25 protein-coding genes and 1 other annotated feature are annotated in these 25,979 nt (G+C 31.1%); of the genes, 7 read left to right on the top strand and 18 right to left on the bottom strand.

From position 1 onward, the window contains the following. Positions 1-23 precede the first annotated feature (23 nt). From GQF29_RS15975 to GQF29_RS15960, 4 genes are read right to left on the bottom strand one after another with little or no spacing between them, the layout of a single operon-like run. A complete protein-coding gene (locus tag GQF29_RS15975) occupies positions 24-2,246 on the bottom strand; it encodes a RelA/SpoT family protein (RefSeq protein WP_008789828.1) in 2,223 nt (740 codons plus the stop codon). A gap of 42 nt (positions 2,247-2,288) precedes the next feature. Then, the gene (locus tag GQF29_RS15970) at positions 2,289-2,801 is read right to left on the bottom strand and encodes an adenine phosphoribosyltransferase (RefSeq protein ID WP_008789829.1); all 513 of its coding nucleotides are present in this window, start codon (positions 2,799-2,801) and stop codon (positions 2,289-2,291) included. Positions 2,802-2,860: 59 nt separating this feature from the next. Further along, positions 2,861-4,483, bottom strand: a complete 1,623-nt coding sequence (gene recJ / locus GQF29_RS15965; RefSeq protein ID WP_008789830.1) for a single-stranded-DNA-specific exonuclease RecJ — start codon at positions 4,481-4,483, stop codon at positions 2,861-2,863. Between the two features lie 39 nt (positions 4,484-4,522). Next, positions 4,523-4,810 carry a post-transcriptional regulator gene (locus GQF29_RS15960; RefSeq protein WP_008789831.1) on the bottom strand — a complete coding sequence of 96 codons (288 nt, stop codon included), beginning with the start codon at positions 4,808-4,810 and terminating at the stop codon, positions 4,523-4,525. A 79-nt stretch (positions 4,811-4,889) separates the two neighbouring features. On the opposite strand from GQF29_RS15960, the gene GQF29_RS15955 reads away from it, so the two are divergent. Further along, positions 4,890-6,191 (top strand): oligosaccharide flippase family protein, encoded by a 1,302-nt coding sequence (locus GQF29_RS15955; RefSeq protein ID WP_008789832.1) that lies wholly within the window; start codon positions 4,890-4,892, stop codon positions 6,189-6,191. Positions 6,192-6,217: 26 nt separating this feature from the next. Here GQF29_RS15955 and GQF29_RS15950 read toward each other — a convergent pair whose 3' ends face one another. Genes GQF29_RS15950 through GQF29_RS15935 form a run of 4 tightly spaced genes read right to left on the bottom strand, consistent with a single transcriptional unit; the run spans position 6,218 to position 9,498 of the window. Further along, entirely contained in the window at positions 6,218-7,333 is a 1,116-nt protein-coding gene (locus tag GQF29_RS15950) for an aminotransferase class I/II-fold pyridoxal phosphate-dependent enzyme (RefSeq protein ID WP_008789833.1), read from the bottom strand. Further along, positions 7,333-8,058 carry an amino acid ABC transporter ATP-binding protein gene (locus GQF29_RS15945; RefSeq protein WP_008789834.1) on the bottom strand — a complete coding sequence of 242 codons (726 nt, stop codon included), beginning with the start codon at positions 8,056-8,058 and terminating at the stop codon, positions 7,333-7,335. Before GQF29_RS15945 ends, GQF29_RS15950 begins: the two co-directional genes overlap by 1 nt. Then, positions 8,051-8,731, bottom strand: coding sequence for an amino acid ABC transporter permease (locus GQF29_RS15940; protein ID WP_008789835.1), 681 nt, complete (start codon positions 8,729-8,731; stop codon positions 8,051-8,053). Before GQF29_RS15940 ends, GQF29_RS15945 begins: the two co-directional genes overlap by 8 nt. Before the next feature lie 8 nt (positions 8,732-8,739). Then, complete coding sequence (locus GQF29_RS15935) at positions 8,740-9,498, bottom strand: transporter substrate-binding domain-containing protein (protein ID WP_008789836.1); 759 nt, start codon at positions 9,496-9,498, stop codon at positions 8,740-8,742. Positions 9,499-9,622: 124 nt separating this feature from the next. Next, positions 9,623-9,830, bottom strand: a binding site (T-box leader). Positions 9,831-10,202: 372 nt separating this feature from the next. On the opposite strand from GQF29_RS15935, the gene GQF29_RS15930 reads away from it, so the two are divergent. After that, on the top strand, positions 10,203-10,844 hold the full coding sequence (locus tag GQF29_RS15930) for an alpha/beta hydrolase (protein WP_008789837.1): 642 nt from the start codon (positions 10,203-10,205) through the stop codon (positions 10,842-10,844). Positions 10,845-11,038: 194 nt separating this feature from the next. Here the strand turns inward: GQF29_RS15930 and GQF29_RS15925 are convergent, their stop codons facing one another. Both GQF29_RS15925 and GQF29_RS15920 read right to left on the bottom strand, forming a co-directional pair. Next, complete coding sequence (locus GQF29_RS15925) at positions 11,039-11,602, bottom strand: GrpB family protein (RefSeq protein ID WP_017143761.1); 564 nt, start codon at positions 11,600-11,602, stop codon at positions 11,039-11,041. Between the two features lie 9 nt (positions 11,603-11,611). Continuing rightward, on the bottom strand, positions 11,612-11,842 hold the full coding sequence (locus GQF29_RS15920; RefSeq protein ID WP_008789839.1) for a hypothetical protein: 231 nt from the start codon (positions 11,840-11,842) through the stop codon (positions 11,612-11,614). Positions 11,843-12,046: 204 nt separating this feature from the next. Between GQF29_RS15920 and eno the strand changes: the two genes are divergently transcribed. After that, positions 12,047-13,300, top strand: a complete 1,254-nt coding sequence (gene eno / locus GQF29_RS15915; protein WP_008789840.1) for a phosphopyruvate hydratase — start codon at positions 12,047-12,049, stop codon at positions 13,298-13,300. A gap of 190 nt (positions 13,301-13,490) precedes the next feature. Here the strand turns inward: eno and GQF29_RS15910 are convergent, their stop codons facing one another. Both GQF29_RS15910 and GQF29_RS15905 read right to left on the bottom strand, forming a co-directional pair. Then, positions 13,491-15,227, bottom strand: coding sequence for an ABC transporter ATP-binding protein (locus GQF29_RS15910; protein WP_017143762.1), 1,737 nt, complete (start codon positions 15,225-15,227; stop codon positions 13,491-13,493). Between the two features lie 82 nt (positions 15,228-15,309). After that, a complete protein-coding gene (locus GQF29_RS15905; RefSeq protein WP_008789842.1) occupies positions 15,310-17,016 on the bottom strand; it encodes a Na/Pi cotransporter family protein in 1,707 nt (568 codons plus the stop codon). 184 nt (positions 17,017-17,200) lie between these two features. Here GQF29_RS15905 and GQF29_RS15900 point away from each other — a divergent pair, with 184 nt between their 5' ends. Both GQF29_RS15900 and GQF29_RS15895 read left to right on the top strand, forming a co-directional pair. Beyond that, positions 17,201-18,250 (top strand): hypothetical protein, encoded by a 1,050-nt coding sequence (locus GQF29_RS15900; RefSeq protein ID WP_008789843.1) that lies wholly within the window; start codon positions 17,201-17,203, stop codon positions 18,248-18,250. A 15-nt stretch (positions 18,251-18,265) separates the two neighbouring features. Continuing rightward, the gene (locus tag GQF29_RS15895) at positions 18,266-18,781 is read left to right on the top strand and encodes a GNAT family N-acetyltransferase (protein ID WP_008789844.1); all 516 of its coding nucleotides are present in this window, start codon (positions 18,266-18,268) and stop codon (positions 18,779-18,781) included. 14 nt (positions 18,782-18,795) lie between these two features. Here the strand turns inward: GQF29_RS15895 and GQF29_RS15890 are convergent, their stop codons facing one another. From GQF29_RS15890 to htpG, 3 genes are all read right to left on the bottom strand, one after another. Next, complete coding sequence (locus GQF29_RS15890) at positions 18,796-19,335, bottom strand: nitroreductase family protein (protein ID WP_008789845.1); 540 nt, start codon at positions 19,333-19,335, stop codon at positions 18,796-18,798. 13 nt (positions 19,336-19,348) lie between these two features. Continuing rightward, a complete protein-coding gene (locus tag GQF29_RS15885) occupies positions 19,349-19,726 on the bottom strand; it encodes a hypothetical protein (RefSeq protein WP_008789846.1) in 378 nt (125 codons plus the stop codon). Positions 19,727-19,794: 68 nt separating this feature from the next. Next, positions 19,795-21,690, bottom strand: coding sequence for a molecular chaperone HtpG (htpG, locus tag GQF29_RS15880; RefSeq protein WP_008789847.1), 1,896 nt, complete (start codon positions 21,688-21,690; stop codon positions 19,795-19,797). A 154-nt stretch (positions 21,691-21,844) separates the two neighbouring features. On the opposite strand from htpG, the gene GQF29_RS15875 reads away from it, so the two are divergent. Beyond that, positions 21,845-22,234 carry a PH domain-containing protein gene (locus tag GQF29_RS15875; RefSeq protein ID WP_008789848.1) on the top strand — a complete coding sequence of 130 codons (390 nt, stop codon included), beginning with the start codon at positions 21,845-21,847 and terminating at the stop codon, positions 22,232-22,234. 44 nt (positions 22,235-22,278) lie between these two features. Here the strand turns inward: GQF29_RS15875 and GQF29_RS15870 are convergent, their stop codons facing one another. Continuing rightward, the gene (locus GQF29_RS15870) at positions 22,279-23,154 is read right to left on the bottom strand and encodes a LysR family transcriptional regulator (protein ID WP_017143763.1); all 876 of its coding nucleotides are present in this window, start codon (positions 23,152-23,154) and stop codon (positions 22,279-22,281) included. 119 nt (positions 23,155-23,273) lie between these two features. Here GQF29_RS15870 and GQF29_RS15865 point away from each other — a divergent pair, with 119 nt between their 5' ends. Continuing rightward, complete coding sequence (locus GQF29_RS15865; RefSeq protein WP_008789850.1) at positions 23,274-23,618, top strand: cupin domain-containing protein; 345 nt, start codon at positions 23,274-23,276, stop codon at positions 23,616-23,618. Positions 23,619-23,668: 50 nt separating this feature from the next. Here GQF29_RS15865 and GQF29_RS15860 read toward each other — a convergent pair whose 3' ends face one another. Next, entirely contained in the window at positions 23,669-24,526 is an 858-nt protein-coding gene (locus GQF29_RS15860) for an SPL family radical SAM protein (protein ID WP_017143764.1), read from the bottom strand. Between the two features lie 122 nt (positions 24,527-24,648). Next, positions 24,649-25,941, bottom strand: a complete 1,293-nt coding sequence (locus GQF29_RS15855; RefSeq protein WP_008789852.1) for a uracil-xanthine permease family protein — start codon at positions 25,939-25,941, stop codon at positions 24,649-24,651. Positions 25,942-25,979 lie beyond the last annotated feature (38 nt).

The raw sequence follows: 25,979 nt of genomic DNA, 5'->3' as shown, positions 1-25,979 counted from the left end.
CCCAAATATATGATTCTTTATCATTAATGTATAACTCTTTTAATCTCATAGATTCCCTGAATCTTATTTAAATTATCAATTGTGAGTTGTAAAACTTCAGCATTTTCAACTGATAATCTCAACTGTATATTGGCATCCATATCATGAATACCAGCATTAATATTAAGAATATTCACTTTTACCTGCCCTAAGACTGTAATAATATCATTTAATAAATTAGGACGATCTAATCCTACTAATTCAATATCAACTTCAAAACGTTTTTCTGTAATATTTGTATAATCCCAATAAACATCAATCAATCGGCCTTTTTCTGCTCCATTCAAATTGGGACAATCAGCTCTATGAACCTTAATCCCCTGTCCTTTAGAAACATATCCAATAATTGGATCACCTGGAATTGGATTACAGCATTTAGATAATTGTACTTTTAATCCATCAACACCATTAACACTAATTCCTAAACTGCTACTATTTGAACGTTTCTGATTTTTAATAGCATTATTATTTTTTTTCAGCATTTTTGATAGATTATCAAAGAAACCTGTATGATTTGGGATAACTTTATCAAGTAATGTTGAAGCTGTTGCTTGTTTTTTTCCAATCACAAGCATTAAATCTTCAAAGTTATTTGCACCAAACGAACCATAATAAGCCTTGTAAGTATCCGGATCCATATACTTCTTTTCATCTAATTCACGTTTTTTAATTTCTTCTCTTAATAGTTTCTTACCCTCTTCAATTGTTTCTTTATGCGTTTCACTATCTTGTTTAGAAATATATTGACGTATTTTATTTCTGGCACCTGCAGTTTGAACAAATTTCAGCCAGTCTTCACTAGGACCAGAGTTTTTATTTGTCTTAATTTCACAAATATCTCCAGTCTTCAATTTAGTATTAATTGGGACCATAACATTATTAACAATGGCTCCAACTGCATGATGACCAACTTCTGTGTGAATACGATAAGCAAAATCAATAGGTGTAGCCCCATTTGGAAGTTCAACAATCTTTCCTTGTGGTGTCATCACATAAACATTGGCTTCAAAGATATCACGTCTTAAAGAATCATAGAATTCTTTTGCATCACCATCTTTAATTTCATCACTTAATGTAATAAAATCACCAAGCCATTGCAACTTCTCCCCAATTTCTTTTTGTTCTTGTTTAGAAGAGTAACCTTTATTTTCTTTATAACGCCAATGTGATGCCACTCCACGTTCTGCCAGTTCATCCATTTCTTCAGTTCGAATTTGAATTTCAAAAATATGTCCACCTTCACCAATAATAGCTGTATGAAGTGACTGATACATATTTGGTTTAGGCATTGCAATATAGTCTTTAAAACGCCCTGGCAATGGACGATAATGATCATGTACAATACCTAAGACTTCATAACATTTCATTTTATCTTTTAAAATAATGCGTAAAGCATTTAAATCATATAATTCATCAAATCGTTTATGCTTGATAACCATTTTCTTATAAATACTATAAATATGTTTAGCACGACCTTTCATGCGATAATCAATATGATTTTCATCTAATAATTGTTTGACAGATTGCATCATTTTATCAACTGATTCTCTCCGTTCGCTACGCTTTTCTTCAAGTAAATCAGAAATTTCTTTATATGCTTTTGGATCTAAATAATACAAACATAAATCTTCTAACTCAATACGAATATCGTTAATTCCTAAACGATGAGCTATTGGTGCATAGACTTCCAGCGTTTCTCTTGAAATACGCTGCTGTTTATCAGGACGCATATATTCTAGAGTACGCATATTATGCAGACGATCTGCCAATTTAATCAAGATAACACGAATATCTTTTGCCATTGCAATATAGATTTTACGATGATTCTCTGCATAAACATCTGCTTCATCTTTGAATGGCATTTTATTAATCTTTGTAACACCCTCAACAAGTGTTGTAATTTCTTCACCAAAACGCTCTACCATCTCTTCATGAGACACATCACAATCTTCCATAACATCATGTAACAAACCAGCAGCAATCGTAATTGGTCCTGTTTCTAAAGTCGAAAGAATGTATGCAACCCAGATCAAATGAATTGTATATGGTTCCCCACTTTTTCGTTTTTGTCCCTCATGTTTAACCATAATGAAATCATAAGCCTTTTTAATAAGATCAATACTTTCCGGTTTTGTAATATAAGTTGAACAAACATCTAAAACATCCTGAAATATGACTTGATCATGTGCTCCTTTATATTCCATCATTCTTCCTCCTTTCATTTATGAAAAAAGAGACAATGTCTCTTTTTAATACTTTAAGACAGAATAAATATCATATCCTTTTAAAAGGTCTCTTCCTTTTAATGCTTCTAATTCAATCAAGAAAGCAATTCCTACGACATTTCCACCCATTTGTTCAATTAAAGACACAGCAGCTTCAACAGTCCCTCCTGTTGCTAATAAATCATCAACAATCAAAACATTTTGCCCTGGCTTAATACTATCACTGTGCATTTGAATTTCATTATGACCATATTCTAATTCATAAGTCTTAGACAAAATTTCTCTTGGTAATTTCCCAGGTTTTCTTACTGGAACAAATCCACATCCCAATTCTAAAGCAACAGGACATCCAAATAAAAACCCACGTGCTTCTGGTCCAGCAATAACATCTACGTTTTTATCCTTACCAAATTCAGCTAACAAACGAACAGACTCTTGATAAGCATCTTTATCAGCAAGTAAAGGTGTGACATCTCTAAACAGAACACCTGGTTCAGGAAAATCAGGTATATCTGCTATATATTTCTTTAAATCCATAGCTAAAAAGCCCTCCTTGTTTCTTTATTATACCAAAATTCATCATAATAATAAAGAATCTATACAATATCTTTTATAATAAAATTTATACTCTTTTGATTTCTAAATTCATTTACACTTAAAGTGCCAACAATACTTATATATTTTTTATCCTTTAATTCATCAAATAACTGTCCTTGTTGAAAATACAATGCAGTCATCTTTGTACGAGGAAAATCAATATCCATTTTTAAATGTTTTCCTCCACTTAACTGATAAAATTTCATGACAGGAACATCTTTCAAAAGATATAAAGGCTCTTCATTTCCCATCCCAAAAGGTTCCAACATAGCCAAAGATTCTATATTTTCAATACTTAAATCATTTTCATCAATCAATAAAGCATTGGTCGTTGCATGAAGTTCAACATCCTTTAAATTCTCTTCTATACAATGATAAAAAGATTCAAAATGGTCTTCATCAATACTAAATCCACCAGCTAAAGAATGCCCTCCAAAAGCCACAAATTGCTCACTATGAGCAGTGAAAAATTCATGCAAAGAAAATCCATCAACACTTCTCGCACTGCCTTTATATATACCAAGTTGTTTATCATAATGCATAACAAAACTTGGTCTTTCATATTGACGAGTATATTTACCAGCAATTAATCCAACCAGCCCCTCATGAACATCTTCGCTAGCCCAATATAAAAATTCATCATTCATTTTTTCACTTGCCAAAGTATATTGTTCATTTGTTAAAGCCTGTCTTTTTGAATTAATTTGTGTCGCCATTTGAGCAACTTTCATCATTAAATCTCTTGGTGCATCCTTTAAGAAATATTTAACCAGAATATTCGGATTGCATAATTCTGGCAATCTTCCAAATGAATTGATTTTAGGAGCAATTGTAAAACCTATTGTTGTTGTCGTATAGCTTTGCTGATCTCCTAATAATAATTCTAAAGATGGATATTTTTCACTCTTCATAAAAGTCAATGCTTTTTTAACAAGAGAACGGTTCTCATCTAATAAAGGCATCATATCAGAAATCGTTGTAATAGCTGCCAAACAATATAAATATTTATCTTGTTTCTCTAATAATGCACTCGCCAATTTATAAGCAACAAACCCACCTGATATTTCTTTAAAAGGATATTCTGGTGAAAGTTTGGTATGAATAAAAGACATAGCGTCAGGCAAATCATTATCAAATTGATGATGATCTGTAATAATGACATCAACACCTAACTCATTTGCACACTCTACAGCATCAAAAGCTTTCACACCATTATCAACTGTAATGATTAAAGAATATCCTCTTTGAGCCATTTGCTTCACTCTAGCAGCATTTAATCCATAGCCATCATCAAAACGATTAGGAATATGATAACCTACCTGTACTCCTAATTCTGCAAACGCCTGGACAAGAATCGTTGTTGCTAAGATTCCATCACAATCATAATCACCATAAATGCATATTTTTTCTTCATTCTCAATAGCCTCATGAATTCTTTCTAATGTCATATCAGCTTCTTCAAACAAAGAAAAATCATGATAGATGAGTCTAGGACTTAATAGTGTTTGTAAAGTCTCTTGATCATATTCATGAATATCAATAACTTTGGCCAATAAGGAATTGACTTGATATTGATTTTGAATATCTTGATATTTTTTTGGTTCTATAATTTTATATTCCATAATATATTCTCCTTAAAAAGAAAAATAACTGACTAACAGTTATTTCGCAATCAATTCACTAAAATCATTTAAATTCAAAGACGACGCTTCTTTAATCACTTTCACTTTTAAATAATCAAAGACCTCCGAAAAACGAAGAGACATAATATCATCAATCACATCACACATAGCCAATGTTTCTTCATTTTTCCATTTGATTTTATAAAGGTATTCTTTAATATCACTAGCATCGATATCATGAACCCCCTCTGTCTTGAACTCATTAGCCTTGATTCGAATTAAAAAAAGAATATCTAATGGCAAGTTATTCTTGAGATTGATTTCCATTTACTGCACTTCCTAACATATTTCTCAATTTTTCAACATATTTATTATAAAGGAAAATCACCAATAAAGGAAGTGTTTTATGAAAAGAAAATTGATTAATTCATTTATTATCTTAAGTGGCAGTACCCTCATAACCAAGGTCTTCTCAGTGTTTAACAGAATGCTTTTATCGAGACTTTTAAGTGAACAAGGTATGGCATTATACATTTTGGTTATTCCGACACTTTCTTTGTGTATAACCTTAGCCCAGTTTTCCATTCCGTCTGCTGTCTTTCGATTAATTTCACATCCAAAATACAACAATAAGAAAGTCATAATCTCAGCAATTCTGATATGTTTTGCCTCTTGTCTTTTGATAATGTTATCTATTTTATGTTTTTCACAAATTATAGCCCATGATTTTTTAAAACAAGATCAAGCCTATTATCCACTTTTAACTATGCTGCCTTTTATTCCTTTGGTTGCTATTAGTGGAATTATTAAGAATTATTATTTAGGAAAAGAAGATGTTTGGACTTTATCAGTTGCTCAATTACTTGAAGAAGTTGCTCGAATTATTTTCACTTATTTTATGATTAAATCATTTGTAAACCTTGATATGACTTATCTTGTTTCTATTGCAATACTCGCTATGAGCGTTGGTGAACTTGCATCTATCATTTATTTATATTTCAAAATGCATCGCAAAGTTAATGTAACCTACCACCCCATTGAATACTTTAAAGATCATTTCATTCTCAAAGACATGATGAATATCGCCCTACCTTTAACAGGCTCACGCATTTTGCATACATGCTATAACTTTATTGAGCCAATTGTTCTGGTGGCAATTTTAACCAAATTAAATATTAATGAATCAGATATTCATATGCAATATGCTATTATCAGTGGCTATGTTATATCATTGCTTGTTACTCCAACATTCTTCAACAACGTTGTTTTACGTTTATTACTTCCCATTTTAAATAAAGATATAGCATACCGGCGTCTAAGAGACTTACGGAAACATGTTATTTATGGTGTTATCGTTTGCTTCCTTATCAGTTTACCATTTACTTTGTTATTTTACTTTTGGGGCGACAAGTGCCTGCTGTTTATGTATAACACAAACAACGGTTATGATTATCTAAAATACATGTCTATTCCTTTTACCCTCTTTTATTTGCAGACCCCCTTAAGTGCAACACTTCAGGCTCTCAATAAGAATAAAGAAATGTTCATGATGAGCACTCTAGAAGTCATTATTGAATTTGTCTGCTTATTAATATTAACTCCTCGCTATCATGTTTTAAGTGTTGCTATGGTTATGCTGATTGGTCTATTTACAACTCTGGTGTTATCCATTTATCATGTTTATAAATATGTTTATAGAGAAGCATAAAGGAGGATTATTTCATCCTCCTTTAACTATTTATCAAATTGTCTTAACCATTGTGAAAACAATGGTAATCCTTCTTTAATCTCATTTAAATGAGTCAATCCAAATCGTAAATGATTTTCCACTCCAAACGCACTTCCTGGAACAAAGAATATACCTGTTTCTGCCTGTAATTTTTCACAGAATTCAATAGATGGCATATCAACTTCATATTTCAAGAAACAAACTGTTCCTTCATCAGGAATAACACAAGACACCAAATGCTCTTGTTCTAACCATGATTTTAATATTTTTTTACTTTCATCACAAATATAAAGACTTCTCTTGATAATATGCTCTTTGTTTTCAAGAACAAGACATGCAAGATAATCGTCCATTGGTCCACTACTAATAATATGATAATCTCTACGCATATCAATTGTGTGAACAACCTCTTTAGAACCTTTTATCCAACCTAAGCGAAGCCCAGGAAATGAAAAGACTTTTGATAGACTCTGTGTCACGATAGCTTTCTCATAATAATCACTAAATGAAGGAGACATAGTTTGGGTAATGGTATTGACACCCCGATAAATTTCATCACACAAAATATAACAATCAAAATCCTTAGCCAAAGTGATAAGTTCTTTCATAAATGATAATGGCAGTGTTGTTCCCGTTGGATTATTAGGTGAATTTAAACAAATCATCTTTGTATTATTTCTCATACATTGTTTAAAATCTTCAATTGTTGGCATCCATTTTTTTTCTTCAGATAAATGAATCAAAGACACTTCACAGCCCAATGATTTAGGAAAGTCGTACATTTGTTGATAAGATGGAAATAGACTGACAATATGGTCGCCCGGTTCTAGCAATGATATCATAACCAACTCATTAGCATTGATTGCACCATGTGCGATGGTAATATTCTCTACAGTACCTGTTTCATATAAAGACAAAATAGCTTGTTTAAGACGAGATGACCCAACTATTGGACCATAGTCCAAGGTCATTGACATTATTGTTTTAGAAATATCTTCTTGAACATATTTTTGAAGGTCATTTAAAGACAAGGATGACACACATGTCTCTGTCAAATTATATCGACAATGATTTTCATGATCTGTCATCCAAGTTTCAACTTCAAACTCTGCAATTTTCATTAATGCATGACCTTATTCAAGAAGTCTTGGGCTCTTTCTGTTTTGGGCTGAGAAAAGAATGCTTTTGAACTATTTTCCTCAATAATCTTACCATCTTCTAAGAAGATAACACGATCAGCAACTGTCCTAGCAAATCCCATTTCATGTGTAACAACAACCATTGTCATTCCTTCTTTTGCTAGTTCCTGCATAACTTCTAAAACTTCAATAACCATCTCTGGATCCAGAGCACTTGTAGGTTCATCAAATAACATAATCTCAGGATTCATACACAAACTTCTCGCAATTGCTACACGTTGTTTTTGTCCACCTGATAACTTGTTTGGATACTCGTCTTTCTTATCCAATAAGCCAACTCTTTTTAAATATTGGCAAGCAATCTCTTTCGCTTCTTCTTTTGATTTTTTCATAACTTGAATTGGTGCTAAAGTTAAATTTTCTAACACTGTCATATTGGGAAATAAATTGAAGTGCTGAAAGACAAATCCCATTTTATTTCTTAATTCACGATAATGTTCTTCTTTAGGGTCTAATAATTGATCATTTAAGTAAACAGCCCCTTTTTCTGGCTTCTCTAAACCATGAATACATCTTAAAACAGTACTTTTCCCTGAACCAGATGGTCCAATTAAACAAACAATCTCACCTTTTTTAATTTCTAAAGAAACGTCATCAACTGCTTTTAAACTATTGAATTGTTTTGTCATATTTTCTACTTTAATCACTGGCAGCCAACTTCCTTTCTAGTCTTCTTGCAAAATATGAAACTGTTAATGTCATAGCCAAATACATACATCCAGCAGTCACAAGTGGAACAAGATAATTAGAGTAATTTGCTCCCATTACTTGTGTTCTTAATAACAATTCACTAACACCAATACAACTGATTAAAGATGAATCCTTAATCAGCGTAATAAATTCACTAACGATTGGTGGAACAATTCTTTTAAAAGCTTGTGGTAAAATGACATGACGCATAGTCTGAATATAATTCATCCCAATTGTCTCACATGCTTCCCACTGCCCTTTATCAACACCTTGAATCCCACTTCTAATCAGTTCTGTTGAATAAGCACCACTATTGATACTTAATGCAATTAAACCACAAATAAATGGATCAGCATTAAACCTTTCTCCAGTGATTGATTGAATAATCAATGGAACAGCCAAATAAAAGAATAAGATTTGAAGTAACATTGGTGTTCCTCTGATAACTTCAACATAAACATTTCCTAAAATACGTAATATTTTATACTTAGAAAGTTTTGCAGCAGCACCTAAAGTTCCTAAAATCAATCCTAAGCATACAGCTATCGCCGCAAGTAACAAGGACAACCCTGCTCCTTGAAGCATAAATATTAAATTGTCCTGAGTTAAAAACTTTGTAAGTACATCCATCTATATTCCTATGCTCCCCATTTTTCTTTTAATTCATTATATTTATCTGAACCAACAAATTCATCTAATGCTTTATTAACAGCATTCATTAATTCAGTATTTCCTTTTTTAGAAATAATTAAGTTTTCTTCTTCCAATAAAGCTTGATCAATCATTTTAAATCCTGAATTATCAACATAGTTCTTAGCCACTGCATAATCTAAAATAACTGCATCTACTCCACCAGTTCTTAAAGTTTCAACCAATACTTTTACATCTGTAACTGCTTTTACATCAGCATTTTTAATATCTTTAGCACAAGTTTCACCAGTTGCTCCTACTTGAGCCCCTACTTTTTTACCTTCTAAATCAGCAGCTGTCTTAATATTACTATCACCAGCAATTAAAGCAACTTGTTTTGAATCGTTGTATTTATGTGACCATTCAACATCCCATTCATCATGTTTCGTAAATCCAGAAATTCCTAAATCAACTTGATCTGTTTCAACACTTGAACGAATTGACTCAAATGACATTTGTTTAAATTCATAAGAATAATTCCCACCATTTTTATTCATGATATCTACCAATTCTTTAGTCATATCAATATCAAAACCTTCCATTTCATTCTTTGTATTTAAAGATTCATATGGTGGATAATCAGGCGAAATCCCAATCAATAATTTTGTTTCTTTTTTATCGCCACTATCAGTATTGTCTCCACCACCACAAGCAGTCACCATAACTGCCATCATAATAACTAACATCACTTTTAATATCTTTTTCATAGTTCTTCCCTCTTCTTTCTTGTCTTATTTGTTTACCTTGATAAATGAATAGTTTCACCTACCGCAATAGACTCATCCTCATAAACTCAACCTCCCTAATAAAAAAACGCCTCTTAGTTTTAAACTAAGAGACGAAAGATTCCGCGGTACCACTCTTGTTGATATATCAAAGATATATCCCCTCTTGTCTTTAAAGCAGACTGACTCATTATCCTACTCAATTCAGATATTGCTCTCCAAAGTGCGGTTCATCTAAATCAGTATACTAACCTCACACCAACGTTAGCTCGCTTGATACTTCCTTAAACTACTCTCTTTTTCATTGAGTTTTTATATTTAACTGTATTATAACGAATTGTCTGCAATTGTCAATACTTAATTTTAATTTTCAACATTAAAAACAAAGGCAATTAATCATGCCATCTCTTAAAATACAATACTTAGGACTGTTCATTAATATAGAAAACATCTATTTTCTCAAAATGAATGCATAAGCCTATCTGTTTAAACAAATAGGCTTATGATAAAGATCATATTCATAAAACAACATAAAAACTTTCATTACTCAAAAAAATAACTTTCTCTTTCAATTGCCAATGTTATTGAACAGGTATATAATTACCCTATCAATATCGTTTGTGTTTAAATACTTTTTAAACTTTTTTATATGATGGCAAACGAGAATTCATAGGAGGAAATGAGTCATGAGATTGATGATGCTTTATGGTGTTAATTGTACGAAAGATGTATGGAATCATATAGTCCCTTACTTCAAAAATTTCGAAATAGATTATGTTGAATATCCTCATGAAATAACTTCAACCGCAAAAAAAGTTGATGATATAACTGAATGGGTCTATAAAAATTATAATCAGCATCACTATGATGCTATTATAGGTCATAGTCTTGGAGGAATAATTGCAATGCAATTAATCACAAAATACAAAATGAAAGTTGATAAATTAATTTATCTAGATACAAATCTAAAGCCCGCTAATAAATTTTATAGAAATTTGATGACACAAAAAAACATGGAAAAATATGGCGTAAGTATTCTACAAATATTAAATAAAGAACGAAGATTCTATACTGATGAATTATTGGAATCAATTCAAGTTGATTTTGATTATACCAATTTAGTTAATGAAATCCCACAGAATATTTACGCTATATATGGGGATAGAGGCATGCCTGAATATCCAAATAAAATTCAAGATTTAAATTTATCACCCCAAACCTTAAGCAACCTAAATTTGGTGTTTATCCACAATTCCTGTCATATGATTATGGTTGAAAACCCTAAGCAATTATCAGAAGTTATTAAAAAAATATTAGAAGCCAAATAGCAGCCTATGATAATTAGTAACTAAAATAATATGTTTTTAAAGATTTAAAATTTCAATAATTACCCTTGATTTTAGCCTCTCGAACTATAACAAGGGCAATTTTCACATTTTCTATAACAAACGGCAGTATTTATCATCCCATTATGCATAAACACTAACAGCAAAGAGCAAACTCTTTACTGTTAGTGTTTATATTATTTTGTTGATGCTCGTTCCATGATTTCTAAAACAACCTGACTCTTAGCATCTGCATAGTTTTGAACATATTTCCAAATCTGCTTTGCCAACTGACGCTTTGTATCAGCATACAATTCTCTATCAGCATCATTTTCACGCAGCCAATTTCTAAACAGCAGCATCTTATCAATTTCACTTGCTCCTTGACTAAAAACATGCAAATTAATATCAGTATCTGGCCCCTTAAGCATGCGATGTTCAAACCATTCTGGCTCTCTAATTTTTAGCCAATAACCTGCACTTAAAAGTTCTGGAATATAATCATCTTCGCTAGAAGAATCATCCACAACCATGAGAATATCAATAATAGGCTTAGCGCACAAACCTGGTACTGATGTTGACCCAACATGCTCTATGCATTTTATTTTGTCACCAAGAATTGTTAACAAGCGTTTTTCTTCATACTTATAAACAATTGGCCAAGAATCGTTATATTCTTCTAAAACGATAGTATGATTATACGGCTCTAATGATTGTACATTAACTTCATTTAAATATTCATCACTTAATCTCTTCTTCATGCCCACCACCTACTTCATATGACTTAAAATCTTCTTAGAAATATCATTTAATTTGGATAATGGTTCGTGCATCATATCCAATTGTTCTTGGACTTCATCTAACTGTCTATTTGTTTCTTCAATATCATGACGATATTCTTTAATTTCTTTAATTTCATGAGTCATCTTTTCTCTTTTATCTAAAAAATATACTGCTAAGATAAGAGCGAAAAGTCCTCCAATAATATAGATAACAATCATAACTATCCCTCATTTCTTTATTTATTATAACATAACTTTTCTTATTTGAATAATATATTCTTTGTCAATCTCTTATTCATCTATTATTGAATAACCACAAAAAAATATACAAATCACTGATTTAAAAAAGATAATTTGATTATCATATGAAAATGAATAATTTCTTTTATTTTGCCCACCCTATTCAAAAAGGAGTGAAAGTATATGCCATATATTACAAATATGTTTGCTAGACAAGTTTTAGATTCAAGAGGTTTCCCAACAATTGAAGTAGAAGTTTATACTGAAAGTGGTGCTAAAGGGAAAGCCATTGTTCCCTCTGGTGCTTCTACAGGAATTTATGAAGCTCATGAATTAAGAGATGAACAAAAAGATTGTTATTTAGGAAAAAGTGTTTTTAAAGCTGTTAATCATGTGAATGATCTCATTCAAGATCATCTTCTAGGTTATGATGTCACAAATCAGAGATTAATCGATGAAGAATTAATCAAATTAGATGGAACTCAAAACAAATCAAAGCTAGGTGCGAATGCTATATTAGGGGTTTCTTTAGCTTGTGCAACTTGTGCAAGTAATTATTATGATATGCCACTTTATCAATATATTGGTGGTTGCAATGCTCATGTTTTACCAATTCCAATGATGAATATAATTAATGGTGGCGCTCATGCTGATAACCCATTAGACTTCCAAGAGTTTATGATTGTTCCTGTTGGTGCTCATAGTATCCAGCAGGCTATCGAAATGGGTTCAACTGTTTTCCATCATCTCAAAAAGATTTTAAAAAACAAAGGCTTAAATACCTCTGTTGGTGATGAAGGTGGCTTTGCACCAATGTTAGAAGACAATGATGAAGCATTAAAATTAATTGTTGAGGCCATTCAAAATGCTGGATATAAAGCTAAAGATGATATTTGTATTGCTTTAGATGTTGCGGCCAGTGAATTCTATCATGACGGTTTTTATCATATGCAAGGTAAAAATTACACTTCTAGTGAATTGGTAACATATTATCAAAATTTATGCAGTCATTATCCCATCATTTCAATTGAAGATGGTTTAGATCAAGACGATCAAGAAGGTTGGATGGCTCTTACAAAGCATTTATCATCTATTATGCTTGTTGGTGATGATTTATTTGTCACAAATAAACAACGTTTACAAATGGGTATTGATGAAAACATTGCGAATGCGATTTTAATTAAAGTCAATCAAATAGGAACTTTAACAGAGACGTTAGATGCGATTGAATTAGCCAAACAACATCAATACAAAGTTATTGTTTCTCATCGTTCTGGAGAAACTGAAGATACATTTATTGCTGATCTCGCAGTTGCTACAAATGCTGGTTACATCAAAACTGGTTCCATGTCAAGAAGTGAACGTATTGCAAAATACAATCAATTGTTACGTATTGAAGAAGAACTAATTCCAACACAGTGTTATGGAAATCAATAAAAAAATCATATCCAAGTGATATGATTTTTTATATAAATTTCATTTTATCATTTATAACAAAAGACACTTATCACAAAAATATAATGCATAATATTCAAACATAGATCAAGTCATAACAGGTATGGAAAATTATCTTCAAAAAGTCTTAAAACAATTTTCTTTTCCTGACTTCCTCTTCAAATACTCTTATTTATTGATCTTTAAACTGCATATTATATAAATAAGCATATTGACCTTGACGTTCTAACAATTCTTCATGTGTCCCCTCTTCTTCAATTCCTTTTTCAGTTAAGACACAAATTCTTTTAGCATTTTTAATCGTTGATAAACGATGCGCAATAACAAATGTTGTACGATTTTTAGCTAATGATTCTAATGATTCTTGAACAATATGTTCACTTTCATTATCTAAAGCACTGGTTGCTTCATCAAAAATTAATATCGGTGGATTTTTTAAGAAAACTCTAGCAATTGACAATCTTTGTTTTTGTCCACCTGATAATTTAACTCCCCTTTGACCACAATCTGTATCGTATCCTTCAGGCAATTCCATAATAAAATCATGCGCATTGGCTTGTTTAGCAGCTTCAATAACCTCTTCATCAGTTGCACCGAATTTTCCATAACGAATATTGTCCATAATGGTTCCAGCAAACAAGTAAACATCTTGTTGAACAATTCCAATATTTTCTCTTAATGATGCTAGTTTGACTTCTCTGATATCTTTGCCATCTATCGTAATAGCCCCTTCACTCACCTCATAGAAACGAGGCAATAAAGAACATATTGTTGTCTTTCCTACTCCTGATGAACCTACCAAAGCAATATAATCAGCTGGTTTCACATCAAGGCTGATATGTTGAAAAACATAATCATTCTTTTCATTATATCTGAATCCAACATCATGAAATTCAATATGACCTTGAACATCCTTTAACTCAACAGCATCTTTATGATCTTGAATATCTGGTTGAATTTCTAAGATTTCCATAAAACGTTCAAATCCAGTTGCCCCCTCTTGGAACTGTTCAGTAAAATTAATTAATTTCTTTACTGGTTCAATTAAATTCGCAATATATAAGACAAAAGCTATTAAATCTGGTGTTGTAATCAATTCTTGACTAATAAACAGCGCTCCAAAGAAAATCACTGCAACTGTAATCAAACTCGTAAAAACACCTAATCCAGAATGATATTTCGCCATATATAAATAACTATTGCGTTTACTGTTAACAAAGTTTGTATTTTCAACTTGAAATTTATCCATTTCCTTAGACTCATTAGCAAAGCTTTTGACAACACGAATACCTGATAAATTATCTTCTATACGAGCATTAATATCACCAATTCTTTGTTTATTTCTCTTAAATGCTTTTTTCATTTTTTTGTTATAGTATAATGCAAATCCACCCATAACAGGAATAAATGCAAATACAATTAACGTTAATTGTAAATTGATTGTAGATAAAATAACAAAAGCTCCAACAAATTTAATTAATGAAATCACAATATCTTCTGGACCATGATGATAAAGTTCAGTCAGTGAAAAGATATCATTTGTGATACGAGACATTAATTGTCCTGTCTTTTGTTCATCATAGAAACTGAAAGATAATTTTTGATAATGCTCAAACAATTCATTACGGATATCTCTTTCCATATATGTCCCCATAACATGCCCTTGATAAGCTACATAGAAATTACAAAAGAATTCAATAATGACCAAAACAACCATAATCAATCCCAATTGATAAATAATTTTTAAATCAATTGGACTTTCAATCAATATAACTCCTGTAATATAACGGGTAAGCATTGGAAAAACCAAAGTAATAGCTGCCGCTACCATAGCACAGAACATATCTGTAAAAAACAACTTTTTATATGGCTTATAATATGATAAAAACTTTCTAAATCTTCCCTTCATTTTCATTTTCCCCCTTTATTCATGTTGATATTGTACATCATTTTCAAATCCTCGTCCATTGAAAAAGCCTACAATTATAGGCCTATAAAATATAATCAGAAGGATCAACATGTTCTTCTTCTATTAATCTGTTAATTTCTTCACTATCATCATTTAATATTGAGAAAGCAATGTTTGTCGCATGATCGCCAACTCTTTCTAAAGCAGCTGCTAAATCAGAATAAAGCATTCCTTCTCGTGGTGCAGTTTCTTTTCTTTTTATATCTGTTAAATAAGCTTTTTGTAATCTATCTTCTTTTCTATCAATTAATTCTTCTAATTTTAATATTTCATTTAAATGATCTAAAGATTTCTGAGTGAACATTTCTAAACTTAATTCTAATTCAGAATTAACCATAGTTAATAGTTCTCTAATTTCTACCTTATGCTCATGTGTAAAACGATACTTCTTGCGTTCACAAGTCAAGGTAATGTTACCAATTGATCTTGCATGATCGCCAATTCTTTCAATATCAGCAATGACGTGGAACAAAGGACCAATCATTCTTGAATCTTCTTCAGGTAAAGGTGATTGATTAATATGATTTAAATATTCAAAAATGGCATGATTTAAATAATCGATATGTTCTTCATTCTTTGTAATCTCATCCTGAGTCGAAGTATCTACATCCAATAAGGAATTAACAGCTAAATTCAAATTCTTTCTTGAGAGTTCAGCCATACGTTCAACCTCATGAATAACTTGTGGGATAGCAGTTGTCGCTGAAAAACCGACTTTTTCACTAATATACTGTAATGAGAATCCCTTGCTTTCATCATCACCTGGAACAAGTACATATGTTGCTTTCACAATCCATTTCGCAAATGGATATAAAATGATAACTTGGAAAACCTTAAAGATTGTATGTGCATTGGCAACATTTCTAGCCATTGCCTCATTCAATGCAGCGCCAGTTAAATTTTGCGAATTTGTTAATGCCATAATTCCATATTCTATCTGAGACATAAATAACTGTAAAACAATGACAATGGCTAATGAACCAAAAACATTGAATAAGAAATGTATGTAAGCAGCACGTTTGGCATTTTTCTTACCACCCAAACTTGCAATCAAAGCAGATACACACGATCCCATATTACATCCTAAAATAATATAAAAACAGATATTAAATTGTAAAAGACCTTGAGATGCTAACAATATAACTATTCCTACAGTAGCTGAAGATGATTGCAGTACAGCAGTAATTGCAAACCCAATGAAAATTGCAATCAATGGATTTGTCAATGTCGATAAAGCATTAACTATTACTGGTGAATCCTTTAATGTTGACATAGCCGCTGACATGGATGACAATCCAACAAACAAAATACCAAAACCAAGAATGACCTCACCTATTTTTTGGATATTTGGCTTCTTAGATGACATCAACATGATTACACCAGCCAAAACAAACAAAGGAGCAATATCAGATAAATTAAAAGCGATTAACTGTCCTGTAATTGTGGTTCCAATGTTGGCCCCCATAATAATTCCAGTCGCTTGATACAAATTCATTAATCCAGCATTCACAAAACTCACAACGAGCACAGTTGTTGCTGAAGATGACTGTACAATAGCAGTAAAAATCATTCCTACAATCATACCTATAAAAGTATTCTTTGTCATCTTTTCTAGTATATTACGTAATTTGGCTCCCGCTACATTTGCTAGGGAATCGCTCATTAATTTCATCCCATATAAGAACATTCCTAACCCACCCATTAGCGAGAATGCTAACGTCAAATCCATAAATGACCTCCTTGTATTTGCCATTTTTCTACAAAGTTACAAACGTATTATACTATATAAATATCTGATTGAAAACAAATAATTTACATTTCTTTAACCTTTTCTTAAGATAATCTTAACATAATATGACAAATTAGACATCTGTCATTAAGTTTGTTATAATAACACAGAAAGGAAAGTCATTATGTATAAAATTAAAATTATTAATTATCAGCCTTATGAATATGAATTATTTCAAAAAACTTTAGATAAACTTGGTCAAGAAGGTTTTTCATGTCAGGATTTATCTTTTATATCGCTTTTCAAAAAAGTGAAGCAACCTGTTTATTATAAAATCGATTTCTATAAAAGCGAAGGGAAATCAAGATTTGAAAAAATGGAAAATCGCAATCATTTCTTGAATTATTATATAGAAAGAGATTATCAACCTATTTATTCTAAAAGAGGAATGTATGTTTTTAAAGGTCAAAAAGAATGCGATACAAAAGAACGTCATTATGATAATTTAGAAACTATTATTTCATCACAACGAATAAAGACAATATTTCTTTCAATGCTTTTCTTATTTTTAATCTGTTTTCTATCTTTTCTTGTCATGAAAACAGCCACAATTGATAGTTGGTTAACATATGGAATCACATTTGTATACATAGGTATCTTTTTAGGTTTATTGACACTTTTTTATAGACAAATGATAGGTTTTTCTAGTTACAATCAATTATTTAAAAATATTAGACAGTCTTTCTCTAGGCTAAAAAAATGGCGTCTGATATATATTATTTGTGCAATGATTTCTTTATCATGTTTTGCTGGTGGTTTGGTAGAAGATATTTTTAATGCCAGAAGTTATACACTTAAAGAACATCCTATCATCACTTTAGAGAAGCTAGGCATTTCAGGAAAAAGCACAATTCAAACAAAAAAACATTCAAGCTTCACAGTCCCACATTATTATTCAGCTTTAGAAATGACAAATGATGAGACTATTCTCCTCACAAAGGAATATCAATTAAACTCCCCAACAAAGAGTAAAGAACTTTTTAAAAATTTCATTGATCACCCTGATCAATATTTATGTACACGTATAGAGGTTAAAGAAAACATTATTTATGGTTATCATGAAGACACTTTAACAACTTTAATTTTTCAAAAAGAAAAAAGTGTCATTATTGTATCATTCAGTTTTCAATTATCAACACAACAACTTTATCAAATCATACAATTCTATCAATAACAAAGGAGATATTCTATGCATACTATTGAAACAGAAAGATTAATCATTCGTCCTGTCAAATCAGAAGACAATTTAGCACTTTGTCAAATACGCAGTAGTGAATTTGTTCAAATGTATAATGCTATGAAAACACCTACACCAGAAGTTCTTACCCAAGAAATTCAAAACAACAATAAAGATATGTTCATTTTAGAACTCAAAGATACTCATCAAATTATTGGAGAAATATCAACACATCCTGATAATCTGCGTCATGGAATATCTTCTATTACAATATCCTATTATCTTGATGAAGCCTTTGCAAGAAAAGGCTATATGTATGAAGCTTTACATCATTTTTTAAAAGTCTTATTTAAAACTGATGTTGAAATCATTGTTGCTCGTCACTTTGGTGGAAACACTGCTTCTCAAGTCCTTCTTAAAAAACTCGGATTTGTTCACGAAGGAACTTTAAGAAAAGGGATAAAAGGTTATAAAGATATCATTTATGATGATTGCATATATTCATTAATGCCAGATGAATTAAAATAGAAGACACTCGTCTTCTATTTTTCATATATTCTCGTAATTTCTTCAAATGTTTTTCGTTGAGGCATATCTGGTTCAATATCTCCATATCCTACAGCAATAACACTCACAACACCTTCATTTTCTGGAATGCTTAGAAAATCTTTGATTTGTTTGGCATCCCTTATTCCCATCACAAGTGTTGATAACCCTAACTCTGTTGCCTTTAACAATAAATTCATGTTTTGTAAACCACAATCATAATACCCCCAACCATTTCCTAATTCATTACTAGGTGTTCCATCTCTTTCGTATCCTGAACGATTGAGTATAATAGTTGATATAATAAGAACTGGTGCATTCTTAACATTGTCAAAATTAAATTCAGGCAATGTGTTTTTTATTTTCTCCAACATTATTTCACCCTCCACAATATAATAACGTGTCACTTGGGAATTCTTCCATGATGGTGCTAAAATAGCAGCTTCTATCATTTGATGAATATCATCAATACAAACAAATTGCTTTTTATACTTCCTTATACTCCTTCTTTGCTTTAAAACATCATTCAATTGCATAACTATATCCTCCTTACCCTCTTAATGCTTTTTTTATATTGATCTCATAAAACTGTTTAGTAAAATCAAGCAATTCCTCTTCAGTTAATCCAATAGACTCAAGAAAACTATTGAAAGATGAATTATCATGATAACCAGATTCATCATAAACTATATACCCCTCAGAACTTCCCAGAAAAACAACTTGATAATCTTCATCCATAAAAATATCCCACTGTATTTCCTCTTGTCGTAAAAACATATTAGGTTGATGACTAGGTATCATTCCCATCGTGATATTTAGATTTTCTAATTGTTTGTATGTATCTTCATATGAAACACTGAAATGTGATGCTTGACATCCCCATAACATGATTAAAACACTGAAAACAATCACAATTTTCTTTCCCATATTTTTCTCCCTTTTTCTTATTTTAACATAAAAAAACAGTATATCAAAATTGATATACTATCTTTTTATTATTTATTAGCTTCAACCATTAAATCACAAACTTTATTAGAGAATCCCACAGGATCATCAATACTAAATCCTTCAATTAATAAAGCCTGATCATATAACAACGATGCATAATCCTTAATCTTTTCTTTATCTTTATCAAAAACTGACTGTAAAGCTGTAAAGATTTGATGATTAGGATTAATTTCAAGAATTCTTCCTGCTTTAACACCTTGAGCATCTGGCATTTGGCTCAATACTTTTTCCATTTCAAATGAAACACCTTCACCACTTACTAAACATACTGGATGTGTTTTTAATCTTGAAGAAACCTTAACATCTTGAACTTGATCTTTTAGTGCTTCTTTTAATGTTTCTAACAAATCTTTGTTATCTTCATTGACTTGTTCAAGTTCTTTCTTTTCTTCTTCACTTTCAATATCCAAATCACCTTGATTAATATTCTTAAAGGCTTTTTCTTTATATTCTCTTAACATTTGAATACAGAACTCATCAACATTATCAGTCAAATAAAGGATATCAAAACCTTTATCCTTAACCATTTCTACAGTTGGTAAATGATTAATCTTTTCAATTGTTTCACCACTTGCAAAATAGATTTCTTTCTGTTCTTCTTTCATAGCTTCAACATATTCATTTAAAGTGATGAGTTTCTTTTCATTTGCACTATAGAACAACAATAAATCTTGTAATTTATCTTTGAGCATACCATAACTATTATAGATACCAAACTTCAATTGCAATCCAAAGTTTTTAAAGAATTCTTCATATGTTTCTCTTTCATTCTTTAACATCTTTTCAAGTTCACTTTGAATACGTTTTTCAATTTTATCAGCAATTAACTTTAATTGACGATCGTGTTGTAACATTTCACGAGAAATATTTAATGATAAATCTTGTGAATCAACTAAGCCTTTTACAAATCTATAATGTTCTGGAACAAGATCACTTGCTTTATCCATAATAAAGACTCCACGTGAATAAAGTTGTAAACCTTTTTCATAATCTTGAGAATAATAGTTCATTGGTGGTTTTGAAGGAATGAATAATAATGAATCATATGAGATTGTTCCCTCAACACTATTATGCATAACTTTTAATGGTTCATTGAAGTCATTGAATTTATCTTGATAAAATTCATTATAATCTTCTTTTGTAATATCTTTCTTTGGTCTTTTCCATAATGGAACCATAGAATTCAATGTCTTATGTTCAACAACTTGTTCATACTCATCACTGTCTTCTTTTTGTTTAGAAGTTGTCATATCCATTTCAATTGGATAATGAACATAATCAGAATATTTTTTAACAAGTCTTTGAATTTCATATTCATCTAAATATTGATCATAATTTTCATCATCTGTATTTTCTTTTAAGAACAAATTAATTCTTGTCCCATGTTGTGGATAATCACATTCTTTAACAGTATAACCATCACTTGTATCTGATTCCCAAATATAAGCTTGATCTTCACCATATTTTTTAGAAATCACTTCGACTTTATGAGCCACCATAAATGCTGAATAGAAACCAACACCAAATTGCCCAATAATATCAACATCATCCTGTCCCTTTTCTAAGGCATTTTTAAATTCAAAAGAACCAGAATTCGCAATTGTTCCTAAATGTTCTTCCAACTCTTTTGCATCCATCCCAATTCCTTGATCAATAATAGACAGCATACGATGATCTTTATTGATCACAATTTGAATAGACAAATCTTCTCTTGAAATACCACTGATATTTTCAGTTAATGCTTTATAGTATAATTTATCAGAAGCATCACTTGCATTAGAAATCAATTCTCTAAGAAAGATTTCCTTATGCGTATAAATAGAATTAATCATTAAGTCTAATAATCTTTGTGACTCAGCTTTAAATTGTTTCTTTTTTGCCATTTTTTACATCTCCTTTAATTAGCACTCTTTGATTAACTGTGCTAATGATATCTTATACCTTTTTCTTAGCACTGTCAATATCAAACTGCTAATTTATAACATCTATACAAATTTCTATATTCATTGTATAATGTCGATATATGGAGGTAGGAATATGAAAACAAATGTCAAAAAACTTTGGTCAGATAAAAAAAGAATACTTGGTATGCCTATCAGCTTTACAACTTATTCTTTATCAGATGATCGCCTTTTTGTTGATAAAGGATTGGTCAGACTACAAAGTGATGAAATATTACTTTATCGCGTCCGTGATTTAAGTGTTTCTCAAACGCTAGGACAACGTATTTTTGGTGTTGGATCTATTATTGTCCAATCATCTGACAAAACATCACCTGTTCTAGAAATCAGAAATATCAAAACACCTTTTGATGTGAAAGAACTTCTTCATCAACATGTTGAAAAAATGAAACTGGAAAGAAGAATGCGTGTTGGAGAAATTCTAGAAGATGGACATGATTATGCTGAAGATTTAGATAATGATTAAGAGATTATAACCTGATAGATATCTATCAAGAGATAGTCTCTTTTTTATTCAATCAATTTTTTAGCCATATCTATAAAATGTTTTAAACTGGGCGATAGCCACTTATCTCTATGATAAATTAATTGCGATTGAATAGAATAATGAGTGAGATATTCAATTGCCTTTAATTGGTTTTGCTTCATTTCATCTTGAACAACAAACTCAGGTAATACACATATTCCTAGTCCACTTAATACAGATTGTTTAATAACTTGAATACTACTTGTCTCAAGAACAATATGAGGAGTTATTTTTATTTTATTTAAATCATAATCAAATTGTTGACGATAACAACATTCTTTTTTTGTGACAATGAGACGCTGATTAGCTAAATCTTTTAAAGAAACATTTTTCTTTTGAGCAAGTGGATGTTGTGGCAATGAGAAAATACCAATTGTTTCTGGAATCTGTAAAACCTTTTCAAAATGCAAATGAGCTAGTGGCCGATCTAATACAAATGCTATATCAATCGTATTGTTTGCTAATAAAGACAAATAATCATTGCTTTCTAATACATATAAACAAACCTCAACACTTGGATACTGATTTGAAAACAGTTTAATAATATTGGGTAAACGATATAGACAAAGAGATTCAGACGCTCCTATCACAATGCGACCATTATCCTGTTTAGCAAACTGAAATTCTATATCCTTAGAAAGAGAAAGCATTTTTTGAGCATAAGGAATTAATTTCTGCCCATCTGTTGTGAGACTAATTTTCTTTCCCAAACGTTCAAACAATTTGACATTTAATTCTTCTTCAAGCTGCTGAATCTGCATTGTCACATGGGACTGAGCATAATGAAGATGCTCAGCAGTCTTTGTAAAGTTCTTAATTTCACATAAGCATAAAAATGTCTGTAAATGCTTTAAATCCATAAAGACCCCCTTAATCATCTTGTTTTGTGATTGTTATCATCTAAACAATCTATTTTTATGATGAGTATATTTATGTTAACATAAATATATACAATTAACAATAACCAAGGAGGTCTGTTATGAAAACAGTCAATTTATTAAAAGAAGCCAACGCACTACAATGTCTTTATGTTTATAACAAGGTAGGAATTTTAAATGAACATGTTTTAAGTCTTGTTCAAGTCGAGAATCGTACATTAGATTTTCATATCCATGAAACTTCTGATGAACTGTTTTATGTTATTGAGGGTCATTTTATTTTAGAAACAAAAGACAATCAATTTCCAGTTCAGGCAGGAGAATTCATTATTGTTCCCAAAGGAGTTAAACACCGTCCAGTTGTAAATTCATTAACTAAATTTCTGATGATTGAACTGGCAGGAACATTAAACAAAGAAAACAGTGGTGATTTATATGAAGGGTGAAAATAAAAACTCATATCATAGGATACAATTCCTAAACTGATATGAGTTTTTCATTCGTCTTTATGTGTATCTTTAAGAACCTTATTTTCTAAATCATATTTTTTTCGGATTTGATTTAATGATTGATAAAATTCTTTTTTATATTCTTTTAAACAACTCCCTTTAGGATAAAGATGTTTTAATTTCCAATAAAGGTTTTCGTCATATTGGCGAATTGAATTTAAAAAATAAGGTTTTGTTTTTCCTCTTAAATACAATGTTCCAGGAACAATATAATCGAGATCAATTTGTTGAGCCAATTTGTAAATAGCTTCTATATTTTCATATGAATCAGTGATATATGGAATAATTGGCATCATTAAAATACCAACACTTGCATTGGTTTTCTGTTTCAAAATTTGAAGAACTTTCATTCTTTCCAAACTCGTTGCAGCACGTGGTTCAATAACCTGTTGGATACTTTCATCAGCACATGTCACTGTACAAGTCAAATTCACAGCTGCCACCTTTGATAATTCAGCCAAAAGATCAATATCCCTTAAAATCAATGTTGATTTGGTAGAAATATTGACAGGATTTTGATAACGAATCATTAACTTTAAAACCTCTCTCATCAATCCTAATTCTTTTTCACAAGGCTGATAACTATCACTCACGCTCCCAAAATTAATGATATTCTTCTGCCAACTTGGCTTGCTGATTTCTTTTTCTAAAATTTCTACAATATTCTCTTTATAATAAATATGGTCATAAAACTTTTCATCATCTAAATAATCATGTGAGTACAATGCATAGCAATATAAACATCCATGTTCACAGCCGCGATAAATATTGACATCATGTTGATAAGGCATTCCACCCCTCACCTTACGAATTGCACTTTTACATTGAATAGGTATATATTCCATTTTCTCACCACCTTTCTTCATTTTATCACATAACAAATCATTGAAAAACTTATTTTTAAGAAAAAAGATTTCAAATCTTTTCAGTTTGAAATCTTATATCCAATACAAATCATTATAAATGACTATTGTTCAGATTTTTCAGGTAAAATTAAATTTAAAACAACACCAACAATAGCAGCTAATGCTGTTCCAGATAAAGTTGCACTTCCACCCAGTGGGAAAACAGCTCCACCCAAACCAATCACCAGCATTGCAGAAGCAATAATTAAATTTCTTTGTTTATTGAAATCAACTTGCGCATCAATCAAAATACGAAGACCATTGCTTGCAATGACACCATATAATAATATACTCATTCCACCTAGTACACAGGCTGGAATAGAACTGATCACTGCTGCAATCTTTCCACAAAAAGATAAGAGAACTGCAATTCCAGCTGCTCCACATGTCACATAAACAGAACCAATTTTTGTCAAACCAATCACACCTGTATTTTCACCATAAGTTGTATTCGCAGGTCCTCCTAGAAATGCTGATACTGCAGTTGCAACACCATCTCCAATTAAAGTTCTATCTAATCCTGGATTTTTCAAGAAATTCTTACCACATATTTTCCCTAAAACTGTATGATCTCCAATATGTTCAGAAATTGTCACAATTGCAACTGGTAAAATAGCTAAAGTTTCTGGACCAAAATAGAAGTGATATTCTCTAAAACTTGTCCCAAATAAGTCTGGCATTGAAAATGGAAATGCAAAACTTGGGATTGAAAACCAATCAGCTTTAGCAACACCACTCAAATCAACAATTCCAAAACATAATGCCAATATGTAACCAACAACAATCGCTACTAAAAATGGAACAATCTTCAAGAAGCCTTTTGCTTGACTTGAAATGAAAGCAGCAACCAAGAATGTCACAATTGCGATAATCATGGGTGCAACATCACCATCAACAACAAATCCGGCATTTGTCACTGCATTTCCAGCTAAACCTAATCCAATAACTGCAATCATTGGTCCAATAACAATTGGAGGCAATAATTTATCAATCCAATCTTTGCCAACACATTTAATAATAATAGCAACAGCAACATAAATCAATCCCACAAGAATCAATCCTGTTTGGGCTGCAGAAATATCTCCACCCATAGCTTCAACAGCTAAAATAACTGCCGTAATATAAGCAAAAGATGATCCTAAATAAACTGGAACTTTTCCTTTTGTACAAAACGTATAAATGAATGTTCCTATACCAGATGCAAATAATGCCACAGATACTGGAAAACCAGTCAACATAGGAACAAGTATTGTTGCTCCAAACATTGCAAAAACATGCTGAAAACTCAAGAATACCCATTGAGGTGCACTTGGCATTTCATCAACATCTACGATTAATGTTTTTTCTTCTTTCATTCTTCTCTCTCCTCTTTTGACATATCTTGACTATTATA

It is taken from the genome of Coprobacillus cateniformis (assembly GCF_009767585.1).
In the GTDB taxonomy this organism is placed as follows: Bacteria; Bacillota_I; Bacilli_A; order Erysipelotrichales; family Coprobacillaceae; genus Coprobacillus; species Coprobacillus cateniformis.
Note: the sequence above shows the minus strand (reverse complement) of the source record. Positions and strands in the feature narration are given on the sequence as shown.

What these genes read in the sequence shown, in the direction of transcription:
- GQF29_RS15975 (WP_008789828.1), bottom strand. Translation starts at nt 2,246, where the DNA reads ATGATGGAATATAAAGGAGCACATGATCAAGTCATATTTCAGGATGTT.
- GQF29_RS15970 (WP_008789829.1), bottom strand. Translation starts at nt 2,801, where the DNA reads ATGGATTTAAAGAAATATATAGCAGATATACCTGATTTTCCTGAACCA.
- recJ (WP_008789830.1), bottom strand. Translation starts at nt 4,483, where the DNA reads ATGGAATATAAAATTATAGAACCAAAAAAATATCAAGATATTCAAAAT.
- GQF29_RS15960 (WP_008789831.1), bottom strand. Translation starts at nt 4,810, where the DNA reads ATGGAAATCAATCTCAAGAATAACTTGCCATTAGATATTCTTTTTTTA.
- GQF29_RS15955 (WP_008789832.1), top strand. Translation starts at nt 4,890, where the DNA reads ATGAAAAGAAAATTGATTAATTCATTTATTATCTTAAGTGGCAGTACC.
- GQF29_RS15950 (WP_008789833.1), bottom strand. Translation starts at nt 7,333, where the DNA reads ATGAAAATTGCAGAGTTTGAAGTTGAAACTTGGATGACAGATCATGAA.
- GQF29_RS15940 (WP_008789835.1), bottom strand. Translation starts at nt 8,731, where the DNA reads ATGGATGTACTTACAAAGTTTTTAACTCAGGACAATTTAATATTTATG.
- GQF29_RS15935 (WP_008789836.1), bottom strand. Translation starts at nt 9,498, where the DNA reads ATGAAAAAGATATTAAAAGTGATGTTAGTTATTATGATGGCAGTTATG.
- GQF29_RS15930 (WP_008789837.1), top strand. Translation starts at nt 10,203, where the DNA reads ATGAGATTGATGATGCTTTATGGTGTTAATTGTACGAAAGATGTATGG.
- GQF29_RS15925 (WP_017143761.1), bottom strand. Translation starts at nt 11,602, where the DNA reads ATGAAGAAGAGATTAAGTGATGAATATTTAAATGAAGTTAATGTACAA.
- GQF29_RS15920 (WP_008789839.1), bottom strand. Translation starts at nt 11,842, where the DNA reads ATGATTGTTATCTATATTATTGGAGGACTTTTCGCTCTTATCTTAGCA.
- eno (WP_008789840.1), top strand. Translation starts at nt 12,047, where the DNA reads ATGCCATATATTACAAATATGTTTGCTAGACAAGTTTTAGATTCAAGA.
- GQF29_RS15910 (WP_017143762.1), bottom strand. Translation starts at nt 15,227, where the DNA reads ATGAAGGGAAGATTTAGAAAGTTTTTATCATATTATAAGCCATATAAA.
- GQF29_RS15905 (WP_008789842.1), bottom strand. Translation starts at nt 17,016, where the DNA reads ATGGATTTGACGTTAGCATTCTCGCTAATGGGTGGGTTAGGAATGTTC.
- GQF29_RS15900 (WP_008789843.1), top strand. Translation starts at nt 17,201, where the DNA reads ATGTATAAAATTAAAATTATTAATTATCAGCCTTATGAATATGAATTA.
- GQF29_RS15895 (WP_008789844.1), top strand. Translation starts at nt 18,266, where the DNA reads ATGCATACTATTGAAACAGAAAGATTAATCATTCGTCCTGTCAAATCA.
- GQF29_RS15890 (WP_008789845.1), bottom strand. Translation starts at nt 19,335, where the DNA reads ATGCAATTGAATGATGTTTTAAAGCAAAGAAGGAGTATAAGGAAGTAT.
- GQF29_RS15885 (WP_008789846.1), bottom strand. Translation starts at nt 19,726, where the DNA reads ATGGGAAAGAAAATTGTGATTGTTTTCAGTGTTTTAATCATGTTATGG.
- htpG (WP_008789847.1), bottom strand. Translation starts at nt 21,690, where the DNA reads ATGGCAAAAAAGAAACAATTTAAAGCTGAGTCACAAAGATTATTAGAC.
- GQF29_RS15875 (WP_008789848.1), top strand. Translation starts at nt 21,845, where the DNA reads ATGAAAACAAATGTCAAAAAACTTTGGTCAGATAAAAAAAGAATACTT.
- GQF29_RS15870 (WP_017143763.1), bottom strand. Translation starts at nt 23,154, where the DNA reads ATGGATTTAAAGCATTTACAGACATTTTTATGCTTATGTGAAATTAAG.
- GQF29_RS15865 (WP_008789850.1), top strand. Translation starts at nt 23,274, where the DNA reads ATGAAAACAGTCAATTTATTAAAAGAAGCCAACGCACTACAATGTCTT.
- GQF29_RS15860 (WP_017143764.1), bottom strand. Translation starts at nt 24,526, where the DNA reads ATGGAATATATACCTATTCAATGTAAAAGTGCAATTCGTAAGGTGAGG.
- GQF29_RS15855 (WP_008789852.1), bottom strand. Translation starts at nt 25,941, where the DNA reads ATGAAAGAAGAAAAAACATTAATCGTAGATGTTGATGAAATGCCAAGT.